19 protein-coding genes are annotated in these 20547 nt (G+C 67.7%); all 19 read left to right on the top strand.

Annotated elements, in window-relative coordinates; genetic code table 11:
* The 19 genes from AB4Z46_RS17330 (at position 1) to hisD (ending at position 20542) form a co-directional block, all read left to right on the top strand.
* The gene (locus AB4Z46_RS17330) at positions 1-1131 is read left to right on the top strand and encodes a deoxyguanosinetriphosphate triphosphohydrolase (RefSeq protein WP_442284750.1); all 1131 of its coding nucleotides are present in this window, start codon (positions 1-3) and stop codon (positions 1129-1131) included.
* A complete protein-coding gene (locus AB4Z46_RS17325; RefSeq protein WP_442284749.1) occupies positions 1128-2390 on the top strand; it encodes an MFS transporter in 1263 nt (420 codons plus the stop codon). Before AB4Z46_RS17330 ends, AB4Z46_RS17325 begins: the two co-directional genes overlap by 4 nt.
* Positions 2387-2959 (top strand): DUF1415 domain-containing protein, encoded by a 573-nt coding sequence (locus AB4Z46_RS17320; RefSeq protein WP_442284748.1) that lies wholly within the window; start codon positions 2387-2389, stop codon positions 2957-2959. Before AB4Z46_RS17325 ends, AB4Z46_RS17320 begins: the two co-directional genes overlap by 4 nt.
* Before the next feature lie 62 nt (positions 2960-3021).
* Complete coding sequence (locus tag AB4Z46_RS17315) at positions 3022-3882, top strand: class I SAM-dependent methyltransferase (RefSeq protein ID WP_442284747.1); 861 nt, start codon at positions 3022-3024, stop codon at positions 3880-3882.
* A gap of 27 nt (positions 3883-3909) precedes the next feature.
* On the top strand, positions 3910-4605 hold the full coding sequence (locus tag AB4Z46_RS17310) for a transposase (protein ID WP_442284746.1): 696 nt from the start codon (positions 3910-3912) through the stop codon (positions 4603-4605).
* Between the two features lie 182 nt (positions 4606-4787).
* On the top strand, positions 4788-9530 hold the full coding sequence (locus AB4Z46_RS17305; RefSeq protein WP_442284745.1) for a glutamate synthase-related protein: 4743 nt from the start codon (positions 4788-4790) through the stop codon (positions 9528-9530).
* 30 nt (positions 9531-9560) lie between these two features.
* Positions 9561-11039: a glutamate synthase subunit beta gene (locus AB4Z46_RS17300; RefSeq protein WP_442284744.1), complete on the top strand. Its 1479-nt coding sequence runs from the start codon at positions 9561-9563 to the stop codon at positions 11037-11039.
* A 216-nt stretch (positions 11040-11255) separates the two neighbouring features.
* Positions 11256-12080 carry an ABC transporter ATP-binding protein gene (locus AB4Z46_RS17295; protein ID WP_442284743.1) on the top strand — a complete coding sequence of 275 codons (825 nt, stop codon included), beginning with the start codon at positions 11256-11258 and terminating at the stop codon, positions 12078-12080.
* The gene (mlaE, locus tag AB4Z46_RS17290) at positions 12077-12859 is read left to right on the top strand and encodes a lipid asymmetry maintenance ABC transporter permease subunit MlaE (RefSeq protein WP_442284742.1); all 783 of its coding nucleotides are present in this window, start codon (positions 12077-12079) and stop codon (positions 12857-12859) included. Before AB4Z46_RS17295 ends, mlaE begins: the two co-directional genes overlap by 4 nt.
* A 27-nt stretch (positions 12860-12886) precedes the next feature.
* Positions 12887-13375, top strand: coding sequence for an outer membrane lipid asymmetry maintenance protein MlaD (mlaD, locus tag AB4Z46_RS17285; protein WP_442284741.1), 489 nt, complete (start codon positions 12887-12889; stop codon positions 13373-13375).
* Positions 13372-14118, top strand: a complete 747-nt coding sequence (locus tag AB4Z46_RS17280) for an MlaA family lipoprotein (RefSeq protein WP_442284740.1) — start codon at positions 13372-13374, stop codon at positions 14116-14118. Before mlaD ends, AB4Z46_RS17280 begins: the two co-directional genes overlap by 4 nt.
* Before the next feature lie 121 nt (positions 14119-14239).
* Positions 14240-14896, top strand: a complete 657-nt coding sequence (locus AB4Z46_RS17275) for an MlaC/ttg2D family ABC transporter substrate-binding protein (protein ID WP_442284739.1) — start codon at positions 14240-14242, stop codon at positions 14894-14896.
* Between the two features lie 7 nt (positions 14897-14903).
* Positions 14904-15176, top strand: a complete 273-nt coding sequence (locus AB4Z46_RS17270) for an STAS domain-containing protein (RefSeq protein WP_442284738.1) — start codon at positions 14904-14906, stop codon at positions 15174-15176.
* Positions 15177-15256: 80 nt separating this feature from the next.
* Positions 15257-16204 carry an ABC transporter ATP-binding protein gene (locus tag AB4Z46_RS17265; protein WP_442284737.1) on the top strand — a complete coding sequence of 316 codons (948 nt, stop codon included), beginning with the start codon at positions 15257-15259 and terminating at the stop codon, positions 16202-16204.
* Positions 16205-16238: 34 nt separating this feature from the next.
* Positions 16239-17003: an ABC transporter permease gene (locus tag AB4Z46_RS17260; protein WP_442284819.1), complete on the top strand. Its 765-nt coding sequence runs from the start codon at positions 16239-16241 to the stop codon at positions 17001-17003.
* Between the two features lie 31 nt (positions 17004-17034).
* Positions 17035-17277 (top strand): BolA family protein, encoded by a 243-nt coding sequence (locus AB4Z46_RS17255; RefSeq protein WP_286523483.1) that lies wholly within the window; start codon positions 17035-17037, stop codon positions 17275-17277.
* An 18-nt stretch (positions 17278-17295) separates the two neighbouring features.
* Positions 17296-18582: a UDP-N-acetylglucosamine 1-carboxyvinyltransferase gene (murA, locus tag AB4Z46_RS17250; protein WP_442284736.1), complete on the top strand. Its 1287-nt coding sequence runs from the start codon at positions 17296-17298 to the stop codon at positions 18580-18582.
* A complete protein-coding gene (gene hisG, locus AB4Z46_RS17245) occupies positions 18579-19217 on the top strand; it encodes an ATP phosphoribosyltransferase (protein WP_442284735.1) in 639 nt (212 codons plus the stop codon). Before murA ends, hisG begins: the two co-directional genes overlap by 4 nt.
* Positions 19214-20542 (top strand): histidinol dehydrogenase, encoded by a 1329-nt coding sequence (gene hisD, locus AB4Z46_RS17240; RefSeq protein ID WP_442284734.1) that lies wholly within the window; start codon positions 19214-19216, stop codon positions 20540-20542. The genes hisG and hisD overlap by 4 nt, the downstream gene beginning before the upstream one ends.
* Positions 20543-20547 lie beyond the last annotated feature (5 nt).

Here is a 20547-nt window from a genome sequence, read left to right as displayed (position 1 = left end):
ATGAGCCTCGCGCCCTATGCCTGCGACCCTGCGCGCTCGCGCGGCCGGCGTCATCCCGAGCTGCCGGCGCCGACGCGCGACGCCTTCCAGCGCGACCGCGACCGCATCGTGCATTCGACCGCCTTTCGGCGCCTGGTCTACAAGACCCAGGTCTTCCTGAACCACGAGGGCGACCTGTTCCGGACCCGGCTCACGCACTCGCTCGAGGTCGCCCAACTGGGCCGTTCGATCGCGCGGGCGCTGCGACTCAACGAGGACCTGGTCGAGGCGATCGCGCTGGCCCACGACCTGGGCCACACCCCCTTCGGCCATGCGGGCCAGGACGCGCTCGATGCCTGCATGCAGGGCCACGGCGGCTTCGAGCACAACCTGCAGAGCCTGCGCGTGGTCGACGAACTCGAGCATCGCTACCCGCAATACGACGGCCTCAACCTGAGTTTCGAAACCCGCGAAGGCATTCTCAAGCACTGCTCGCGTGCCAATGCCGAGCGCATCGAGGCCGAGGAGCCGGGCGGGGTAGGGCGGCGCTTCTGCGACCGCACCCAGCCCGGGCTCGAGGCGCAGTTGTGCAACCTGGCGGACGAGATCGCCTACAACGCGCACGACATCGACGACGGCGTCCGGTCGGGGCTGATCAGCATCGATCGTCTCGGCGAGGTCGACCTGTTCGAACGTCATCGGCGCGAGGCGCTGGCCGAGCATCCCGGCCTGCAGGGGCGACGGGTGCTCTACGAGACCATTCGCCGGATGCTCAGCGCGCAGGTCTACGACGTCATCGACGCCACCCGCAGTGCGCTCGAATCGACCGCACCGGCGGATGCGGACGCGGTGCGCCGAAGCGCTCCGCTGGTGCTTTTCAGCGCTCGCATGCGCGTGGAATCCTCCGACCTCAAGCGCTTTCTGTTTCGCAATCTTTATCGCCACCCGCAAGTGGTGCAGACGGCCAACCAGGCGCAGGCCGTCGTGCGTGCGTTGTTCGCCGCCTACCTCGAGGACGCCGCCCAAATGCCGGAGGCCTTCGCCCGGCCTGCCGACCGCCAGCGAGGCGTCGCCGACTACATCGCCGGCATGACCGACCGGTTCGCGATCCGGGAATACGAGCGCCTCACGGGGCAGCGGTGGGTCGAATGAGCGGCCCGTCGAAGCATCGGACCCGGATGCCCGCCGCGGCGCTCGCGGTCGTCGCGGGCGGCGTCGCCGCTGCGCTGCACATCGGCAAGCTGCCCCCGGCCGTGCCGGCCCTGCAAGCCACGCTGGGCATCGGCCTGGTGCAGGCGGGGTTCCTGCTGTCGCTGGTCCAGGTGGCCGGCATGACCCTCGGCCTGCTGGTGGGCCTGGCGGCCGACACCATCGGGCTGCGGCGCAGCATGCTGGCCGGACTGGTGCTGGTCAGCCTCGCGAGTGCGCTGGGGGGCGGGGTGGGTGTCTGGACCGATGACCCGGTCCTTGCAATCGGTTGGCTGCTGGCCCTGCGTGGGCTCGAGGGTGTCGGCTTCCTGCTGGCCGTGATGCCGGGGCCCGGTCTGATCCGTCGGGTTGCTCCCGCCGGCACGGAAAAGAGCGCGATCGGCCTGTGGGGCGCCTACATGCCGTTCGGCGTCGCACTGGCCTTGCTGCTCGGCCCTGCGTCGATCGCCGGTGCCGGCTGGCCTGGCTGGTGGTGGGCATTGGCAGCGATCTCCGCCGCCGCGGCGGTGGGTGTGGCGCTGGCGGTGCCGGCGGATCCCGCCCGCCGGGGCGCGTTGGCCGACTCGGCCGAGGGGTGGTCGGTGCGGCTGCGCGACACCCTGGGCGCGAGCGGCCCCTGGACGCTCGCGCTGGCGTTCGCGGTCTATTCCTCGCAATGGATGGCCGTGATCGGCTTCCTGCCTGCCATCTACGCCGAGGCGGGTGTGCCGGGCGGCTGGAGTGCGGCGCTCACTGCGCTCGCCGCGGCCATGAACATCGTCGGCAACGTCGCGGGCGGCCGGCTGCTGCAGCGCGGCGTGGCGCCGGTCCGGTTGCTGCGCTGGGGGTTCCTGGTGATGGCGCTCGGCAGCGTCGCAGCCTTTGCCCGGATCGGCGGCCCGGAGGCGGCGTGGAGCCTGCCGCCGGCGTTGCGCTACCTGGCGATCTGCATGTTCTCCCTCGGCGGCGGCGTCGTTCCGGCGACCCTGTTCATGCTCAGCGTGCGATGCGCGCCCGGCGCTTCCACGGTGTCGACCACCGTGGGCCTGATGCAGCAGGCCTCCTCGCTCGGCCAGTTCGTTGCGCCGCCGGTGGTGGCCTGGCTCGCGCACCGGGTGGGCGGCTGGCAATGGACCTGGATCGTGACCCTGGCCTGTTCGCTCGCGGGCATGGCCCTCGCGGCCCGTCTGTCGCCGCCCGTGACAAGGAGGGGCGCCGCATGACGAACCACGCAACGGTATCCGCCGCGCAGGCCGAAGCCGACACCCGGCGCTGGCTCGAACGCGCGGTGATCGGACTCAATCTTTGTCCCTTCGCCAAAGCCGTGCACACGCGGGGCCAGGTCCACTACGCGGCCTTTCTGCAGGATGATGAGTCCGGCCTGATCGAGGCGATGATCCTCGAGGCCGAAGCGCTCGCGGCCCTGGCGCCCTCCGTGCGCGACACCACACTTCTGATGGCACCGAACACCTTGGCCGACTTCCTGGACTTCAACGATTTCACGGCGCGGGCCGAGCGGCGCCTGGCGCGGGCGGGCTTCGACGGGCTCCTGCAACTGGCCAGCTTCCATCCGCGGTTCCAGTTCGGCGGCACCGAGGCCGACGACATCACGAACGCCACCAACCGGGCGCCCTATCCCACGCTGCATCTGCTGCGCGAGGACAGTGTCAGCCGGGCGGTCGAAGCCTTTCCGGACGCCGAGGCGATCTTCGGGCGCAACATCGAGACGCTCGAAGCGCTGGGCGCGGCCGGATGGGCGGCGCTGGACGTCGGGCCGGGGAGCGCGCGATGAGCGCCGCCCCGGACCGCTCCAAGCAAGCTCGCGCCGCAGCGCGCAGCACGGAGGTTGCCCCGATGAGCAAGACCGCCAAGGCTTCGAAAGCCGAAGCGGAGGTCCTGAGCGAACTGCGGCCGGGCCAGTCGGTCGAGTTGCTCAAGGAACTCCATATCCTCACGCGCGAAGGCCGCCTCAACCAGGATTCGCGCCGCAAGCTCAAGCAGGTCTACCACCTGTTCCAGTTCATCGAGAAGCTGTTGCGCGAGCTGCCGGACGACGGCGCCCAGGCCTCGCTGGCCGACCACGGCGCCGGCAAGTCGTACCTGGGCTTCATCATCTACGACCTGTTCTTCAAGCAGCGCGGCGCGGGCCATGTCTATGGCATCGAGACCCGGGCCGAACTGGTCGAGAAGTCGCGCGCCCTGGCCCAGCGGCTGGGCTTCGATCGCATGGCCTTCCTCAATCTCACGGTGGCCGAATCCGCCAGCGCGCCCGAGCTGCCGCCGCGAATCGACGTCGTGACCGCGCTCCATGCCTGCGACACCGCCACCGACGATGCGATCGCCTTCGGGCTGGCGAAGAAGGCGCGCTTCATGGTGCTGGTGCCTTGCTGCCAGGCCGAGATCGCCGCCTGCCTGCGCGAAACCAAGGCGCTGGCGCTTTCGCGCACGCCGCTGGCGGAGCTGTGGCGCCACCCGTTGCACACGCGCGAGATCGGCAGCCAGCTCACCAATGTGCTGCGCTGCCTGTATCTCGAGGCGAACGGCTACCAGGTCACGGTGACGGAACTCGTGGGCTGGGAGCACAGCCTGAAGAACGAGCTCATCATCGCGCGCCACACCGGCCAGCGCAAAGCCAGCGCGGCCGAGCGGCTGCGCGAACTGCTCGAGCAATTCGGGCTCGCGTCGCTGCTGGAGACGCGCTTCCGGCTCTCGTGAGCCGCGTACCCTCGCGCCGCCTCCGCCATGGCACGACTGCCCCGTCTCACGCTGGCCGGCCAGCCACACCACGTGATCCAGCGCGGGAACAACCGGCAGCCGGTGTTCCTCGACCGTGCCGACCGCGAGATGTTCCTGGAGCTCCTGGGCGAGAACGCGGCCCGCTTCGGCATTGCGCTCCACGCCTACGTGCTGATGGACAACCACTTCCATCTGCTGGCCACGCCCTCGACCGCGGACGGCCTGCCGCAATGGATGCAGGCGGTCGGTCGGCGCTACGTGCGCTACTTCAATGATCGGCACGGCCGCAGCGGCACCTTGTGGGAAGGGCGCTACAAGTCGACGCTGATCCAGACCGACCGCTATCTGCTGGCCTGCATGGCCTACATCGATCTGAACCCGGTGCGCGCCGGCATCGCGGCCGAGGCGCGCGACTACCCGTGGTCGAGCCACGCGCACTACGCGGGACTCGTGCACGACAAGCTGCTCACGCCGCACCCGCTCTACTGGGCGCTCGGCAACACCCCATTCGCGCGCGAGGCCGCGTATGCCGAAATGGTGCGTGCGGGCATCCCCGCCGCCGCCCAGGCGCTGCTGACCGAGGCCACACTGCACGGCTGGGCCGTCGGCGATCGTGACTTTGTCGAATCGTTACAAAAAACCACAGGCCGTCGCACGCTGAAAGCGCGCGCCGGGCGGCCGCCGCTGCCTCGTCCGCGTTAGTCGACTCCGGGCAGTCGCCCGCAAAGCCTTGTGGCTGCGCTATTGTTTTTAATATGTCCCCAATTTTCAACCGATGAATTTCATCGGGATTTAATTAGAATCTGACCCCGATTAAATGGTTTGGCATTATTTGTGCAAAGCAATATGCTCCCTTTCCCTGCGAAAACTGAAGGAGCACGCCCATGACGACGGCTGCCGAGATCCAGCATCTCCAAGAACACGGTCTTTATTCCGCTGCTGACGAGCACGACGCCTGCGGCGTCGGCTTCGTGGCCCACATCAAGGGCGAGAAGAGCCACGCCATCGTGCTGCAGGGTTTGAAGATTCTCGAGAATCTGGACCACCGCGGCGCAGTGGGCGCTGACAAGCTCATGGGCGACGGCGCCGGCATCCTGATCCAGCTGCCCGACCTGCTGTACAGGGAAGAGATGGCCAAGCAGGGCGTGACCCTGCCGCCGCCCGGCGAATACGGCGTCGGCATGATCTTCCTGCCGAAGGAGCATGCCTCCCGCGAAGCCTGCGAGCAGGAGATGGAGCGTGCGATCAAGGCCGAGGGCCAGGTGCTGCTGGGGTGGCGCGACGTGCCGGTCAACCGTGAGATGCCGATGTCGCCCAACGTGCGCGCCAAGGAGCCGCTGTTGCGCCAGGTCTTCATCGGCCGCGGCAACGACGTGATCGTGCAGGACGCGCTGGAGCGCAAGCTCTACGTGATCCGCAAGACCGCGAGCGCCAACATCCAGCGCCTGAAGCTCAAGCACAGCAAGGAGTACTACGTGCCGAGCATGTCGAGCCGCACGGTGGTCTACAAGGGCCTGCTGCTCGCCGACCAGGTCGGCACCTACTACCTCGATCTGCAGGACAAGCGGTGCGTCTCGGCGCTGGGCCTGGTGCACCAGCGTTTCTCGACCAACACCTTCCCCGAGTGGCCGCTGGCCCACCCGTACCGCTACGTCGCCCACAACGGCGAGATCAACACGGTCAAGGGCAACTACAACTGGATGAAGGCGCGCGAAGGCGTGATGTCGTCGCCGGTGCTGGGCGCCGACCTGCAGAAGCTCTATCCGATCAGCTTCCCGGGCCAGTCCGACACCGCCACCTTCGACAACTGCCTCGAGCTGCTGACGATGGCCGGCTACCCGATCAGCCAGGCCGTGATGATGATGATTCCCGAGCCCTGGGAGCAGCACGCCACGATGGATCCGCGCCGCCGCGCGTTCTATGAATACCACGCCGCGATGCTCGAGCCCTGGGACGGTCCGGCCTCGATCGTCTTCACCGACGGCCGCCAGATCGGCGCCACGCTCGACCGCAACGGCCTGCGCCCGTCGCGCTACTGCGTGACCGACGACGACCTGGTCATCATGGGTTCGGAATCCGGCGTGCTGCCGGTGCCCGAGCAGAAGATCGTGCGCAAGTGGCGCCTGCAGCCCGGCAAGATGTTCCTGATCGACCTCGAGCAGGGCCGCATGATCGACGACGAGGAAGTCAAGGCGACGCTGGCCAACAGCAAGCCCTACAAGCAGTGGATCGAGAACCTGCGCATCAAGCTCGACAGCGTCGAGGCCGAGACGGTGCAGCCGCCGACGAGCCCGGTCAGCCTGCTCGACCGGCAGCAGGCCTTCGGCTACACGCAGGAAGACATCAAGTTCCTGATGAGCCCGATGGCGGCCGCCGGCGAAGAGGGCATCGGCTCGATGGGCAACGACAGCCCGCTGGCCGTGCTTTCCAACAAGAACAAGCCGCTCTACAACTACTTCAAGCAGCTGTTCGCCCAGGTGACGAACCCGCCGATCGACCCGATCCGCGAGGCGATCGTGATGTCGCTGGTGTCCTTCATCGGCCCGAAGCCGAACCTGCTGGACATCAACCAGGTCAACCCGCCGATGCGGCTCGAGGTGAGCCAGCCGATCCTCGACTTCGCCGACATGGCGAAGCTGCGCGACATCGGCACCTACACGCAGGGCAAGTTCAAGAGCTACACGCTCGACATCACCTACCCATTGGCCTGGGGCGATGAAGGCGTGGAAGCCAAGCTGGCTTCGCTGTGCGCCGAAGCCGTCGACGCGATCAAGGGCGGCCACAACATCCTGATCGTGAGCGACCGCAACGTCGGCCCGACGCAGATCGCGATCCCGGCGCTGCTGGCGCTGTCGGCGATCCACCAGTACCTGGTGCGGGAAGGCCTGCGCACCACGGCCGGCCTGGTGGTCGAGACCGGTTCGGCGCGCGAGGTCCATCACTTCGGCGTGCTCGCGGGCTACGGCGCGGAAGCCGTCCATCCCTACCTGGCGATGGAAACGCTGGCCGCGATGCATGAAGACCTGTCCGGCGACCTGAGCGCCGACAAGGCGATCTACAACTACGTCAAGGCGGTCGGCAAGGGTCTGTCGAAGATCATGTCGAAGATGGGTGTCAGCACCTACATGAGCTACTGCGGCGCCCAGCTGTTCGAGGCCATCGGCCTGAACAGCGAGACGATCGGCAAGTACTTCACCGGCACCGCCAGCCGGGTCGAGGGCATCGGCGTGTTCGAGATCGCGCAGGAAGCGATCCGCATGCACAAGGCCGCCTTCAGCGACGACCCGGTGCTCGCGCACATGCTCGACGCCGGCGGCGAGTACGCCTGGCGCACCCGCGGCGAAGAGCACATGTGGACGCCCGACGCGATCGCCAAGCTGCAGCACAGCACGCGCGCCAACAACTTCAACACGTACAAGGAATACGCCCAGATCGTCAACGACCAGAACCGCCGCCATCTCACGCTGCGCGGCCTGTTCGAGTTCAGGATCGATCCGGCGAAGGCCATTTCCGTCGACGAGGTCGAGCCGGCGACCGAGATCGTCAAGCGCTTCGCCACCGGCGCGATGTCGCTCGGCTCGATCAGCACCGAGGCGCACGCGACCCTGGCCGTGGCAATGAACCGCATCGGCGGCAAGAGCAACACCGGCGAGGGCGGGGAAGACCCGGCGCGCTACCGCAACGAGCTCAAGGGCATCCCGATCAAGATGGGCGACACGCTCAAGAGCGTGATCGGCGAGGCCAATGTCGAGGTCGACCTGCCGCTGCAGGCCGGCGACTCGCTGCGCTCGAAGATCAAGCAGGTGGCGTCGGGCCGCTTCGGCGTCACGGCCGAGTACCTGTCCTCGGCCGACCAGGTACAGATCAAGATGGCGCAGGGCGCCAAGCCCGGCGAGGGCGGCCAGCTGCCCGGCGGCAAGGTCACGAAGTACATCGGCCAGATGCGCTACTCGGTGCCGGGCGTGGGCCTGATTTCGCCGCCGCCGCACCACGACATCTATTCGATCGAGGATCTGGCGCAGCTGATCCACGACCTGAAGAACGTCGCGCCGCATGCCAGCGTCAGTGTCAAGCTCGTGAGCGAGGTCGGCGTCGGTACCATCGCCGCCGGCGTCGCCAAGTGCAAGAGCGACCACGTGGTGATCGCCGGCCATGACGGCGGCACGGGCGCCTCGCCCTGGTCGTCGATCAAGCACGCCGGCAGCCCGTGGGAGATCGGCCTGGCCGAGACCCAGCAGACCCTGGTGCTGAACCGCCTGCGCGGACGCATCCGCGTGCAGGCCGACGGCCAGATGAAGACCGGCCGCGACGTCGCCATCGGCGCCTTGCTCGGTGCCGACGAGTTCGGTTTCGCGACCGCGCCGCTGGTGGTCGAAGGCTGCATCATGATGCGCAAGTGCCACCTGAACACCTGCCCGGTGGGCGTGGCCACGCAGGACCCGGTGCTGCGCCGCAAGTTCTCGGGCAAGCCCGAGCACGTGGTCAACTACTTCTTCTTCGTCGCCGAGGAAGTGCGCCAGATCATGGCCCAGCTCGGCGTGCGCAAGTTCGACGACCTGATCGGTCGTGCCGACCTGCTCGACACCAAGCAGGGCATCGAGCACTGGAAGGCCCGCGGGCTCGACTTCGGCCGCCTGTTCGCGCAGCCGAACGTGCCGGCCGACGTGCCGCGCTTCCATGTCGACAGCCAGGACCATGGGCTCGAGAAGAGCCTGGACGTGAAGCTGATCGAGAAGTCGCGCCCGGCGATCGAAAAGGGCGAAAAGGTGCAGTTCATCGAGATCGCGCGCAACGTCAACCGTTCGGTCGGCGCCATGCTCTCGGGCGCGCTGACCAAGGTGCATCCGCAGGGCCTGCCCGACGACTCGATCCGCATCCAGCTCGAAGGCACGGGCGGCCAGTCTTTCGGCGCCTTCCTGGCGCGCGGCATCACGCTCTACCTGATCGGCGATGCCAACGACTACACCGGCAAGGGACTCTCGGGCGGCCGCGTGGTGGTGCGTCCCAGTCTCGACTTCCGCGGCGAGGCGGTGCGCAACACCATCGTCGGCAACACCGCGCTGTATGGCGCGACCACCGGCGAGGCCTACCTCTGCGGCGTGGCCGGCGAGCGCTTTGCGGTGCGGCTGTCGGGCGCCACCGCGGTGGTGGAAGGCACCGGTGACCATGGCTGCGAATACATGACCGGCGGCACCGTGGCGGTGCTCGGCAAGACCGGACGCAACTTCGCCGCCGGCATGAGCGGCGGCGTGGCCTTCGTCTACGACGAGGACGGCCAGTTCGCCTCGCGCTGCAACCTCACGATGGTCTCGCTCGAGAAGGTGCTGACCTCGGCCGAGCAGACCGCCAGCGTGCATCGCAAGGTCTGGCACGACGGCGAGACCGACGAGGCGCAGCTGCGCAAGCTGCTCGAGGACCACCACCGCTGGACCGGCAGCAAGCGCGCGCGCGAACTGCTCGACAGCTGGGCGGTCTCGCGGACCAAGTTCGTCAAGGTCTTCCCGAACGAATACAAGCGCGCGCTGGCCGAGCTGCACGACCGCGAGGTCGAGCTCACCAGCAGCGGCAACAACGCGCATGCGGGCATGGAACCGCATGCGGCCGCCAAGCCGGTGGCGGCGGTCTGACGAGCGACAACGAACAAAGAGGAAAGCACGATGGGAAAAATCACCGGCTTCATGGAGCATGAGCGTATCGAGGAGGGCTACAAGCCCGTCGAGGAACGGGTCAAGCACCACAAGGAATTCGTCGTCGGACTCGACGAGACACAAGCCAAGGTACAGGGCGCGCGCTGCATGGACTGCGGCACGCCGTTCTGCAACAGCGGCTGTCCGGTCAACAACATCATTCCGGACTTCAACGACCTGGTCTATCGCAGCGACTGGCAGAGCGCCTTCGTGGTGCTCGACTCGACCAACAACTTCCCGGAGTTCACCGGCCGCATCTGCCCGGCGCCCTGCGAGGCCGCCTGCGTGCTCAACGTGAACGACGATCCGGTCGGCATCAAGTCGATCGAGCACGCGATCATCGACCGCGCCTGGGACGAAGGCTGGGTCGCGGCCCGCCCGGCCAGGCACAAGACCGGCAAGAAGGTCGCGGTGGTCGGCTCCGGCCCGGCCGGCATGGCGGCGGCACAGCAACTCGCGCGGGTCGGCCACGACGTCACGCTGTTCGAGAAGAACGACCGCATCGGCGGCCTGCTGCGCTACGGCATCCCCGACTTCAAGATGGAGAAGGTGCACATCGACCGCCGCGTCGAGCAGATGAAGGCCGAGGGCGTGAGCTTCCGCACCGGCGTGATGGTCGGCGCGGCCAAGGATCCGCTGGGCAAGGGCTCCAAGGTCACCAACTGGGCCAAGGAGACCGTGACGCCCGAACAGCTCGACCGCGAGTTCGATGCGGTGCTGCTGACCGGCGGCGCCGAGCAGTCGCGCGACCTGCCGGTGCCCGGCCGCGACCTCGACGGCATTCACTTCGCGATGGAGTTCCTGCCGCAGCAGAACAAGATCAACGCCGGCGACAAGGTGAAGGGCCAGTTGCGCGCCGACGGCAAGCATGTGATCGTGATCGGCGGCGGCGACACCGGCTCCGACTGCGTCGGCACGAGCAACCGCCACGGCGCCGCCAGCGTGACCCAGTTCGAGCTCATGCCGCAGCCGCCGGAGGAAGAAAACCGGCCGATGACCTGGCCCTACTGGCCGTACAAGCTGCGCACCAGTTCCAGCCACGAGGAGGGCTGCGAGCGCGAATTTGCCATTTCCACCAAGGAATTCATCGGCGAGAAGGGCAAGGTCACGGGGCTCAAGACCGTGCGCGTCGAATGGAAAGACGGCAAGATGGTCGAGGTTCCCGGCAGCGAGCAGGTGCTCAAGGCCGACCTCGTGCTGCTGGCGATGGGCTTCGTGAGCCCGGTGGCCAACGTGCTGGATGCCTTCGGCGTCGAGAAGGATGCCCGCGGCAACGCCAAGGCCAGCGTCGACTTCATCGGCGGCTATGCGACCAATGTGCCGAAGGTGTTCGCCGCCGGCGACATCCGTCGCGGCCAGTCGCTGGTGGTCTGGGCGATCCGCGAGGGGCGCCAGGCGGCGCGCTCGGTCGATGAGTTCCTGATGGGTTTCAGCGACCTGCCGCGCTGAAGTAGCCCCCACGCTCCCCCACTTCGTGTGGGTCGCTGCCCCCCGAGGGGGCCGCAGGCCGCCTTGGGGCGGCCCGGCGCCGGCCTGAGCCCCCACGCCTCCCAATTGGGGGCGCTGCCCCCGAGGGGGCAGCGGGCCGGCTCCGTGCTTTCCCTTATCATCACCTGTTACCGCGAGCCGGGATGTCCTGATGGGCGCCCCGGCTTTTTTGTTGCCATGGACCCATCACCTTCCACTTCCCTCGTTGAGTTCCGCGACGTCGCCTTCGGCTACGGTGATCGCACGATCCTCGACGGCGTCTCGTTCTCCGTGCCGCGCGGCAAGGTGACGGCGCTGATGGGCGCCTCGGGCGGCGGCAAGACCACCGTGCTGCGCCTGATCGGCGGGCAGGTGCGGGCGCGCCGTGGCGAAGTGCGGGTCAACGGCGACGATGTCGGCAAGATGGGCCCTGGCGCGCTTTATGCGGCCCGGCGCCGCATGGGCATGCTGTTCCAGTTCGGCGCGCTGTTCACCGACATGAGCGTGTTCGACAACGTCGCCTTCCCGCTGCGCGAGCACACGCGCCTGCCCGAGGGGCTGGTGCGCGACATCGTGCTCATGAAGCTCGACGCGGTCGGCCTGCGCGGCGCCCGCGAGCTGATGCCCAGCGAGGTCTCCGGCGGCATGGCCCGGCGCGTGGCGCTGGCGCGGGCGATCGCGCTCGACCCCGATCTCGTGATGTACGACGAACCCTTTGCCGGCCTCGATCCGATCTCGCTCGGCACGGCGGCGCGACTGATCCGGCAACTGAACGACACGCTGGGCCTGACCAGCGTGGTCGTGTCGCATGACCTCGAAGAGACCTTCCGCATCGCCGATCACGTGATCATCCTGGCCAACGGCGGCATCGCCGCCCAGGGCACGCCACAGGAGGTGCGCGTCAGCACCGATCCGCTGGTCCACCAGTTCGTCAACGCGTTGCCCGAGGGGCCGGTGCATTTCCACTATCCCGCGGTCGGCGTCGAGGCCGATTTCGGCAATGCGCAGGGGGGACGCGAATGAGCTGGTACAAGCCGGCCGACGTGGGCTTCGCCGTGCGAAGCAAGCTGGCCGATCTCGGGCTCGGTGCGCGCCTGTTCCTGCAGCTCCTGCTGCGCGGTGCGCACAGCCTGCGCCGATTCGGGCTGGTGCGGGACCAGATCCACTTCCTGGGCAACTATTCGCTGGCGATCATCGCCGTCTCGGGACTGTTCGTCGGCTTCGTGCTGGGGCTGCAGGGCTACTACACGCTGCAGCGCTACGGCTCGTCCGAGGCGCTGGGACTGCTGGTGGCCCTGAGCCTGGTGCGCGAGCTCGGCCCGGTGGTCGCGGCGCTGCTGTTCGCGGGCCGTGCGGGCACCTCGCTCACGGCCGAGATCGGTCTCATGAAGGCCGGCGAGCAATTGAGCGCCATGGAGATGATGGCCGTCGATCCGGTGCAGCGCATCCTGGCGCCACGCTTCTGGGCCGGCGTGATCACGATGCCCTTGCTGGCGGCGGTGTTCAGCGCGGTCGGCGTGATCGGCGGCTACGTGGTCGGCGTGCTGATGCTGGGGGTCGATCCGGGCGCCTTCTGGGGCCAGATGCAGGGCGGTGTCGATGTCTGGCGCGACGTCGGCAACGGCGTCGTCAAGAGCGTCGTCTTCGGCTTTGCCGTGACCTTCATCGCGCTGCTGCAGGGCTACCAGTCGCAGCCCACGCCCGAGGGCGTGTCGCGCGCCACCACCCGAACGGTCGTGGTCGCCTCGCTCAGCGTGCTCGGGCTCGACTTCATGCTGACCGCCATGATGTTCAGCATCTAGGCCAATCGTTTCGAGAGAGTGCAACACATGCAACGTTCCAACAATGACATCTGGGTCGGCCTGTTCGTGCTGATCGGCGGCGCGGCGCTGCTGTTCCTGGCGCTGCAGTCGGCCAACCTGCTGGGCCTGAACTTCCAGAAGACCTACGCCGTGACCGCGCGCTTCGACAACATCGGCGGGCTCAAGCCCCAGACGGCGGTCAAGAGTGCCGGCGTGGTGGTCGGGCGTGTCGAATCCATCACGTTCGACGACAAGAACTTTCAGGCCGCGGTGACGCTGGCGCTTCAAAATCGTTACAGTTTCCCCAAGGACAGCTCCTTCAAGATCCTGACCAGCGGCCTGCTCGGCGAGCAGTACATCGGGATCGAAGCCGGCGCCGACGAAAAGAACCTGCAGGCCGGCGACGTCGTGACCGACACGCAATCCGCCGTCGTGCTGGAGAACCTGATCAGCCAGTTCCTGTACAGCAAAGCGGCCGAGGGGAGCACGCCGCCCGGCAACGCCAACAAGAAATGAAACCACGATTTCCACTCGCCGGCCGGCCCGCGCCCGCCCGTGTCGCCTTCGGTGCGCGCGGCGCACTGGCCGCCGGCTTTCTCGTCCTTGCCACCGGCTGCGCCACGGGCCCCGGTGCCAATCCGGCGGACCCTTTGGAGCCGCTCAACCGTCAGGTCTATCGCTTCAACAACGCCGTCGACGATGCCGTGCTGAAGCCGGTCGCGACGGTCTATCAGGCGGTCCTGCCGTCGCCGGTGCGCACGGGCGTCAGCAATTTCTTCGGCAATCTTTCGGACGTCTGGAGCTTCGCCAACAGCGTGGCGCAGCTCAAGCTGCGGGACAGCGCACAGACCTTCATGCGCGTGAACGTCAATACCGTCTTCGGCCTGGGCGGGATTCTCGATGTCGCCACCGAACTCGGAATCGATCGCCGCAGCGAGGATTTCGGGCAGACGCTGGGTCGCTGGGGAGTTCCGGCGGGCCCATATATTGTGCTGCCGCTGCTCGGGCCCTCGACGCTGCGCGACACCGTGGCGCTGCCGGTGGACATCCAGGGCGACCTTGTGAATCACGTGGCGGATATCCCGGTGCGCAACTCGATGTACGCGCTTCGTTACACCGACATCCGTGCCAACCTGCTGCGGGTGGGCCAGTTGCTCGACGATGCCGCGCTCGACAAGTACACCTTCACGCGTGACGCCTTCCTGCAGCGCCGCCGCTACGAAGTCCACGACGGCGACGTGCCCGAGGACGGCAACTAGGGTCGGCGCTGATTGCATTCAGTTGCAGCGCCCGGCGCCCGCCGTGGAACCCTGTCGGCCGGGCAGGGCTCCAAACTCGCAGGGCGTCTGCTCGACCATTTGACTACAAGGAATTGATTCGATGAACCAGATTCTTCAACGCCGCACCGTGGGACGCCTTGCGCTGGCCGGCCTGCTGCTGATGAGTGCCGCCGCCGGATTCGTGCGGCCGGCCCAGGCTGCCGACGAGGCGCCCGATGCGCTGGTGAAGCGCCTGTCCTCGGATGTGCTCGACACGATCAAGGCCGACAAGTCGATCAAGGCCGGCGACATCGGCAAGATCATGGTGCTGGTCGACACCAAGATCATGCCGAACGTGAACTTCCTGCGCATGACCTCTTCCGCCGTCGGCCCGGCCTGGCGCCAGGCCACGCCGGAGCAGCAGAAGCGGCTGGAAGAGGAATTCAAGACGCTGCTGGTGCGCACCTACGCGGGCGCACTCGACCAGGTCAGCGACCAGACCGTGAGCGTGCGTCCGTTCCGCGGCTCGCCCGACGACAAGGAGGTGCTGGTGCGCACCGAAGTCAGGGGCGGCGGCGGCGACCCGGTGCAGCTCGACTACCGGCTCGAGAAGACGCCGGGCGAGGCCGGCGGCTGGAAGATCTACAACATCAACGTGCTGGGCGTGTGGCTGGTGGATACCTACCGCACCCAGTTTGCGCAGCAGATCAACAGCAAGGGTATCGACGGGCTGATCGCCGCCCTGGCGGCGCGCAACAAGAGCAACGGCAAGGGCTGAGTCCGCCATGCTGGTGCTGCCGCCCAAGTTGACGCACGACGAAGCGCCCGCCTGCGCCTACATGCTCCAGCAGGGGCTGGCCGGGCAGACCGACACGGCCACGGTGGTCGACGCCAGTGCGCTGGTGCACTTCGATTCCTCGGCGCTCGCGGTGCTGCTCGAGTGCCGTCGCGAGTCGAGCGCGCTCGGCCGCGGCTTCGCGGTGAAAGGCCTGCCGGCACGCCTGCGCGAACTGGCCGCCCTGTACGGAATCGCAGGCCTTTTGCCGGCCGCACCGTAGGTCTTGCTCGCCCCCGGTAGGGGGTGGGCGGCTACACGAAGTGAGCCAATCTGGGGGCGAGCTTAAAATGCTCCGTTCCCATGCCCGCGATCTCCTTCCAGTCGGTCTCCAAGACCTATCCTGCCTCACGCCAGCAACGGGCCCAGGGAAAGCCGGGCCTGCGTGCTGTCGACGAGGTGACGTTCCAGATCGAGGAGGGCGAGTTCTTCGGTCTCCTCGGGCCCAACGGCGCCGGCAAGACCACGCTCATCAGCATGCTCGCCGGACTGTCGCGCCCGACCAGCGGCGCCATCGGCGTCCACGGCTTCGACGTGCAGAAGGACTACGCCCAGGCGCGCCGCCAGCTCGGCGTGGTGCCGCAGGAGCTGGTCTTCGACCCCTTCTTCAACGTCCGCGAGGCGCTGCGCATCCAGTCGGGCTATTTCGGCATCAGGAACAACGACGCCTGGATCGACGAACTGCTGCACAGCCTCGGCCTGGCCGACAAGGCGAACGCCAACATGCGGCAGCTCTCGGGCGGCATGAAGCGGCGCGTGCTGGTGGCGCAGGCATTGGTCCACAAGCCGCCGGTGATCGTGCTGGACGAACCCACCGCCGGCGTCGACGTCGAGCTGCGGCAGACACTGTGGCAGTTCGTGGCCAAGCTCAACAAGCAGGGCAGCACGGTGCTGCTGACCACCCACTACCTCGAAGAGGCCGAGGCGCTGTGCCATCGGATCGCCATGCTCAAACAGGGCCGCGTGATCGCGCTCGATCGCACCAGCGAGCTGCTGCGCTCGGCCGCCAGCAACGTGCTGCGCTTCAAGACCGACGGCATGCTGCCCTGGTCGATCGCGCAGCACGCGCGCATCACGGGCCGCATCGTGCAGTTGCCGGCGCAGAACGCCCATGAGGTCGAGCAACTGCTGGCCGCGATCCGCGAGGCCGGCCTCGACGTCGAGGACGTCGAGATGCGCAAGGCCGACCTCGAGGACGTCTTCATCGACCTGATGGCCGGTGAGCAGACGCCACTGGAGGTCGCGCGATGAGCGCCGCGCCGGGCCGAGCGTGGGGGCTCGCATGATGATCAACGCGTTGGGATGGCGCGCGCTTCTGTACAAGGAAACGCTGCGCTTCTGGAAGGTCGGCTTCCAGACCGTCGGCGCCCCGGTGCTGACCGCGGTGCTGTACCTGATGGTCTTCGGACACGTGCTCGAGAACCACGTCAAGGTCTACGGCACGGTGAGCTACACGGCCTTCCTGATTCCAGGCCTGGTGATGATGAGCGTGCTGCAGAACGCCTTCGCCAACAGTTCGTCGTCGATCATCCAGAGCAAGATCATGGGCAGCCTGGTGTTCGTGCTGCTGACGCCGCTGTCGCACTGGGGCTGGTTCTTCGCCTACGTCGGCTCGTCGATCGTGCGCGGGCTGGCGGTGGGCCTGGGCGTTTTCCTGGTCACGGTGTTCTTCGCCGTGCCGGGCTTCGTGGCGCCGCTGTGGATCCTGGTGTTCGCCTTCCTCGGCGCCGCCATCCTGGGCACGCTGGGGCTGATCGCCGGCCTCTGGGCCGAGAAGTTCGACCAGATGGCGGTGTTCCAGAACTTCCTGATCATGCCGATGACCTTCCTGTCCGGCGTGTTCTATTCGATCGGCTCGCTGCCGCCCTTCTGGCAGACGGTGAGCCACCTGAACCCCTTCTTCTACATGATCGACGGCTTCCGCTACGGCTTCTTCGGTGTCAGCGACGTCTCGCCGTGGCTGAGCCTGGCGATCGTCGGCAGCGCCTGGCTCGTCGTGAGCGCCATCGCCGTGCACTTGCTGCGCATCGGCTACAAAATCCGCGGATGAAAGATATGGCTCGCCGGGGGGAGCAACAAACATGACGGCCGAAGAACTTCAATCAATCATCCAGGCCGGCCTGGCCTGCGACCACATCACGCTCGAGGGCGATGGCCGCCACTGGTACGCCACCATCGTGTCGCCCGAATTCGAGGGCAAGCGCGCGATCCAGCGGCACCAGCGCGTCTATGCCACCCTGGGTGCGAAAATGCATACCGACGAGGTGCATGCGCTCTCGATGAAAACCTTCACGCCTGCCGAATGGGCAGGCCAGTCTCGCTAGACCTCCGCTGGATTCCTCATGGACAAACTCTTGATTCGCGGCGGGCGCAAGCTTCGCGGCGAGGTACTCATTTCCGGCGCCAAGAATGCCGCCTTGCCGGAGCTTTGCGCGGCGCTCCTGACCGACCAGCCGGTCACGCTGCACAACGTGCCGCGCCTGAAGGATGTCGCGACCATGCTCAAGCTGGTGCACAACATGGGCGTCGTGGCCGAACGCGACGACAACGGCACGGTTCGCATCGATGCGCGTTCGCTCGAGCTGCCCGAGGCGCCCTATGAGCTGGTCAAGACCATGCGTGCCTCGGTGCTTGCACTGGGTCCGCTGCTGGCGCGCTTCGGCCGGGCCAGGGTCTCGCTGCCGGGCGGCTGCGCGATCGGTTCGCGGCCGGTCGACCAGCACATCAAGGGCATGCAGGCGATGGGCGCCGAGATCGTGGTCGAGCACGGCTACATGGTGGCGCGCATCGGCGGTGGCCGAAAGCGCCTGCACGGCGCCCGGATCACGACCGACATGGTGACCGTCACCGGCACCGAGAACTTTCTGATGGCCGCGGCGCTGGCAGAGGGCGAGACGGTGCTGGAAAACGCGGCCCAGGAGCCCGAGATCGCCGACCTGGCCGAGATGCTGATCGCCATGGGCGCGAAGATCGAGGGCCACGGCACCAGCCGCATCCGCATCCAGGGCGTCGATCGCCTCGAAGGCTGCACGCACCAGGTGGTGGCCGACCGGATCGAGGCCGGCACCTTCCTGTGCGCCGTGGCCGCGGCCGGCGGCGATGTCTTCCTGAAGCATGGGCGCGCGGATCATCTCGACGCCGTGATCGAGAAGCTGCGCGAAGCCGGCGCGCAGGTGTCGGCGGCCGATGGCGGCATCCGCGTTCAAAGCCAGGGCCGGCTCAAGGCGCAGAGCTTCCGCACCACCGAGTATCCGGGCTTCCCGACCGACATGCAGGCCCAGTTCATGGCGCTCAATGCGATCGCCGAAGGCACCTCGACCGTGACCGAGACGATCTTCGAGAATCGCTTCATGCACGTCGACGAGATGCTGCGCCTGGGCGCCAAGATCCAGACCGACGGCAAGGTGGCGGTGATCGAGGGCGTCTCGCAGTTGTCCGGCGCCACCGTGATGGCGACCGACCTGCGGGCGTCGGCCAGCCTGGTGATCGCCGGCCTCGTGGCCGACGGCGAGACGATGGTGGATCGCATCTATCACCTCGACCGCGGCTACGACCGGATGGAAGGCAAGCTGCGCGGCCTGGGCGCCGACATCGAGCGGGTCAGCGGGCCGGCAGAGGTGCTGCGGTGATCACGCTCGCGCTGTCGAAGGGCCGCATCTTCGAGGAAACGCTGCCGCTGCTGGCCGCTGCCGGCATCGAGGTGACCGAGGACCCGGAGACCTCTCGCAAGCTGATCCTCGCCACCACCCGGCCCGATGTGCGCGTGGTGCTGGTGCGTGCGTCGGACGTGCCGACCTACGTCCAGTACGGCGGCGCCGACCTCGGCGTGACCGGCCTCGACGTGCTGCTCGAGCACGGCAACCAGGGCCTCTACCAGCCGCTGGACCTGCGCATCGCGGCCTGCCGGCTGAGCGTCGCGGTGCGCGCCGACTACGACTACGCTTCGGCCGTGAAGCAGGGCTCGCGCCTCAAGGTGGCGACCAAATACGTCGGGCTGGCGCGCGAGTTCTTCGCCAGCAAGGGCGTGCACGTCGACCTGATCAAGCTTTACGGCAGCATGGAACTGGCGCCGCTCACGGGCCTCGCCGACGCGATCGTCGACCTGGTCTCGACCGGCAACACGCTCAAGGCCAACCACCTGGTGGAGGTCGAGCGCATCATGGACATCAGCGCTCGCCTGGTGGTCAACCAGGCCGCGCTCAAGCTCAAGCAAGAGGCCATCCGCCACATCGTCGACGCCTTCGCATCGGCCATTCCGAAATGAACCTGAAAGCCGCCCCCGCCCGCCTCTCGACCGCCTCGGCCACCTTCGAGGCCGAATTCAAGGCGCGCCTGCATTGGTCCGCCGAGGCCGATGCCGCGATCGAGCAGGTGGTGGCGGACATCCTCGCCGACGTGCGGCGCCGCGGCGACGAGGCGGTGCTCGAGTACACGCGCCGTTTCGATCGACTCGATCTCGACAGCGTCGATGCGCTGGAACTGACGGCGGCAGAGCTTCGCGCCGCCTTCGAATCGCTGCCGGCCGAACAGCGGGAGGCGCTCGAAGCCGCCGCGCGCCGCGTGCGGACCTATCACGAGGCCCAGAAGAAGGCCAGCGGCGAGAGCTGGAGCTACCGCGACGCCGACGGCACGCTGCTCGGCCAGAAGGTCACGCCGCTGGACCGCGTGGGCATCTACGTGCCGGGCGGCAAGGCTGCCTATCCGTCGAGCGTGCTGATGAACGCGATTCCCGCGCACGTCGCCGGCGTCGGCGAGATCATCATGGTCGTGCCCACGCCGGGCGGCGAGAAGAACCCGCTGGTGCTGGCCGCCGCGCACGTGGCGGGCGTGACGCGGGCCTTCACCATCGGCGGCGCCCAGGCGGTGGCGGCGCTGGCCTACGGTACGGCGACGATTCCGGCGGTCGACAAGGTCACCGGGCCGGGCAACGCCTACGTGGCGGCCGCCAAGCGCCGGGTCTTCGGCACCGTGGGCATCGACATGATCGCGGGCCCGAGCGAGATCCTGGTGCTGGCCGACGGCAGCACCTCGCCCGAGTGGGTGGCCATGGACCTGTTCAGCCAGGCCGAGCACGACGAGTTGGCGCAAAGCATCCTGCTGTGCCCGGACGCCGGCTACATCGAGCGCGTGCAGCAGGAGATCGACCGGCTGCTGCCCTCGATGCCGCGCGCCGCGATCATCGCCGCCTCGCTCAGCGGCCGTGGCGCCCTGATCCAGACCCGGAGCATGGAAGAGGCGTGCGAGATCAGCAACCGCATCGCACCCGAGCACCTGGAAGTCAGCAGCACGGAGCCGCACCGCTGGGAGCCGCTGCTGCGGCATGCGGGCGCGATCTTCCTGGGCGCCTACACCAGCGAAAGCCTGGGCGACTACTGCGCCGGCCCCAACCACGTGCTGCCCACCAGCGGCACGGCGCGTTTCAGCTCGCCGCTGGGGGTCTACGATTTCCAGAAGCGCTCGAGCCTGATCGAGGTCAGCGAGGAGGGCGCCCAGGTGCTCGGCAAGGTCGCCTCGGTGCTGGCGCACGGCGAGGGATTGCAGGCGCACGCGCGGGCGGCCGAGATGCGCCTGCGCGGCGCAACGCCGTGAAACCG

The organism is Variovorax sp. M-6, from assembly GCF_052114385.1.
Lineage (GTDB): Bacteria > Pseudomonadota > Gammaproteobacteria > Burkholderiales > Burkholderiaceae_C > Variovorax.
Note: the sequence above shows the minus strand (reverse complement) of the source record. Positions and strands in the feature narration are given on the sequence as shown.

Excerpts from the sequence above, each read along its gene's own strand:
- AB4Z46_RS17330 (WP_442284750.1), top strand. The coding sequence starts at position 1 with ATGAGCCTCGCGCCCTATGCCTGCGACCCTGCGCGCTCGCGCGGCCGG.
- AB4Z46_RS17325 (WP_442284749.1), top strand. The coding sequence starts at position 1,128 with ATGAGCGGCCCGTCGAAGCATCGGACCCGGATGCCCGCCGCGGCGCTC.
- AB4Z46_RS17320 (WP_442284748.1), top strand. The coding sequence starts at position 2,387 with ATGACGAACCACGCAACGGTATCCGCCGCGCAGGCCGAAGCCGACACC.
- AB4Z46_RS17315 (WP_442284747.1), top strand. The coding sequence starts at position 3,022 with ATGAGCAAGACCGCCAAGGCTTCGAAAGCCGAAGCGGAGGTCCTGAGC.
- AB4Z46_RS17310 (WP_442284746.1), top strand. The coding sequence starts at position 3,910 with ATGGCACGACTGCCCCGTCTCACGCTGGCCGGCCAGCCACACCACGTG.
- AB4Z46_RS17305 (WP_442284745.1), top strand. The coding sequence starts at position 4,788 with ATGACGACGGCTGCCGAGATCCAGCATCTCCAAGAACACGGTCTTTAT.
- AB4Z46_RS17300 (WP_442284744.1), top strand. The coding sequence starts at position 9,561 with ATGGGAAAAATCACCGGCTTCATGGAGCATGAGCGTATCGAGGAGGGC.
- AB4Z46_RS17295 (WP_442284743.1), top strand. The coding sequence starts at position 11,256 with ATGGACCCATCACCTTCCACTTCCCTCGTTGAGTTCCGCGACGTCGCC.
- mlaE (WP_442284742.1), top strand. The coding sequence starts at position 12,077 with ATGAGCTGGTACAAGCCGGCCGACGTGGGCTTCGCCGTGCGAAGCAAG.
- mlaD (WP_442284741.1), top strand. The coding sequence starts at position 12,887 with ATGCAACGTTCCAACAATGACATCTGGGTCGGCCTGTTCGTGCTGATC.
- AB4Z46_RS17280 (WP_442284740.1), top strand. The coding sequence starts at position 13,372 with ATGAAACCACGATTTCCACTCGCCGGCCGGCCCGCGCCCGCCCGTGTC.
- AB4Z46_RS17275 (WP_442284739.1), top strand. The coding sequence starts at position 14,240 with ATGAACCAGATTCTTCAACGCCGCACCGTGGGACGCCTTGCGCTGGCC.
- AB4Z46_RS17270 (WP_442284738.1), top strand. The coding sequence starts at position 14,904 with ATGCTGGTGCTGCCGCCCAAGTTGACGCACGACGAAGCGCCCGCCTGC.
- AB4Z46_RS17265 (WP_442284737.1), top strand. The coding sequence starts at position 15,257 with ATGCCCGCGATCTCCTTCCAGTCGGTCTCCAAGACCTATCCTGCCTCA.
- AB4Z46_RS17260 (WP_442284819.1), top strand. The coding sequence starts at position 16,239 with ATGATCAACGCGTTGGGATGGCGCGCGCTTCTGTACAAGGAAACGCTG.
- AB4Z46_RS17255 (WP_286523483.1), top strand. The coding sequence starts at position 17,035 with ATGACGGCCGAAGAACTTCAATCAATCATCCAGGCCGGCCTGGCCTGC.
- murA (WP_442284736.1), top strand. The coding sequence starts at position 17,296 with ATGGACAAACTCTTGATTCGCGGCGGGCGCAAGCTTCGCGGCGAGGTA.
- hisD (WP_442284734.1), top strand. The coding sequence starts at position 19,214 with ATGAACCTGAAAGCCGCCCCCGCCCGCCTCTCGACCGCCTCGGCCACC.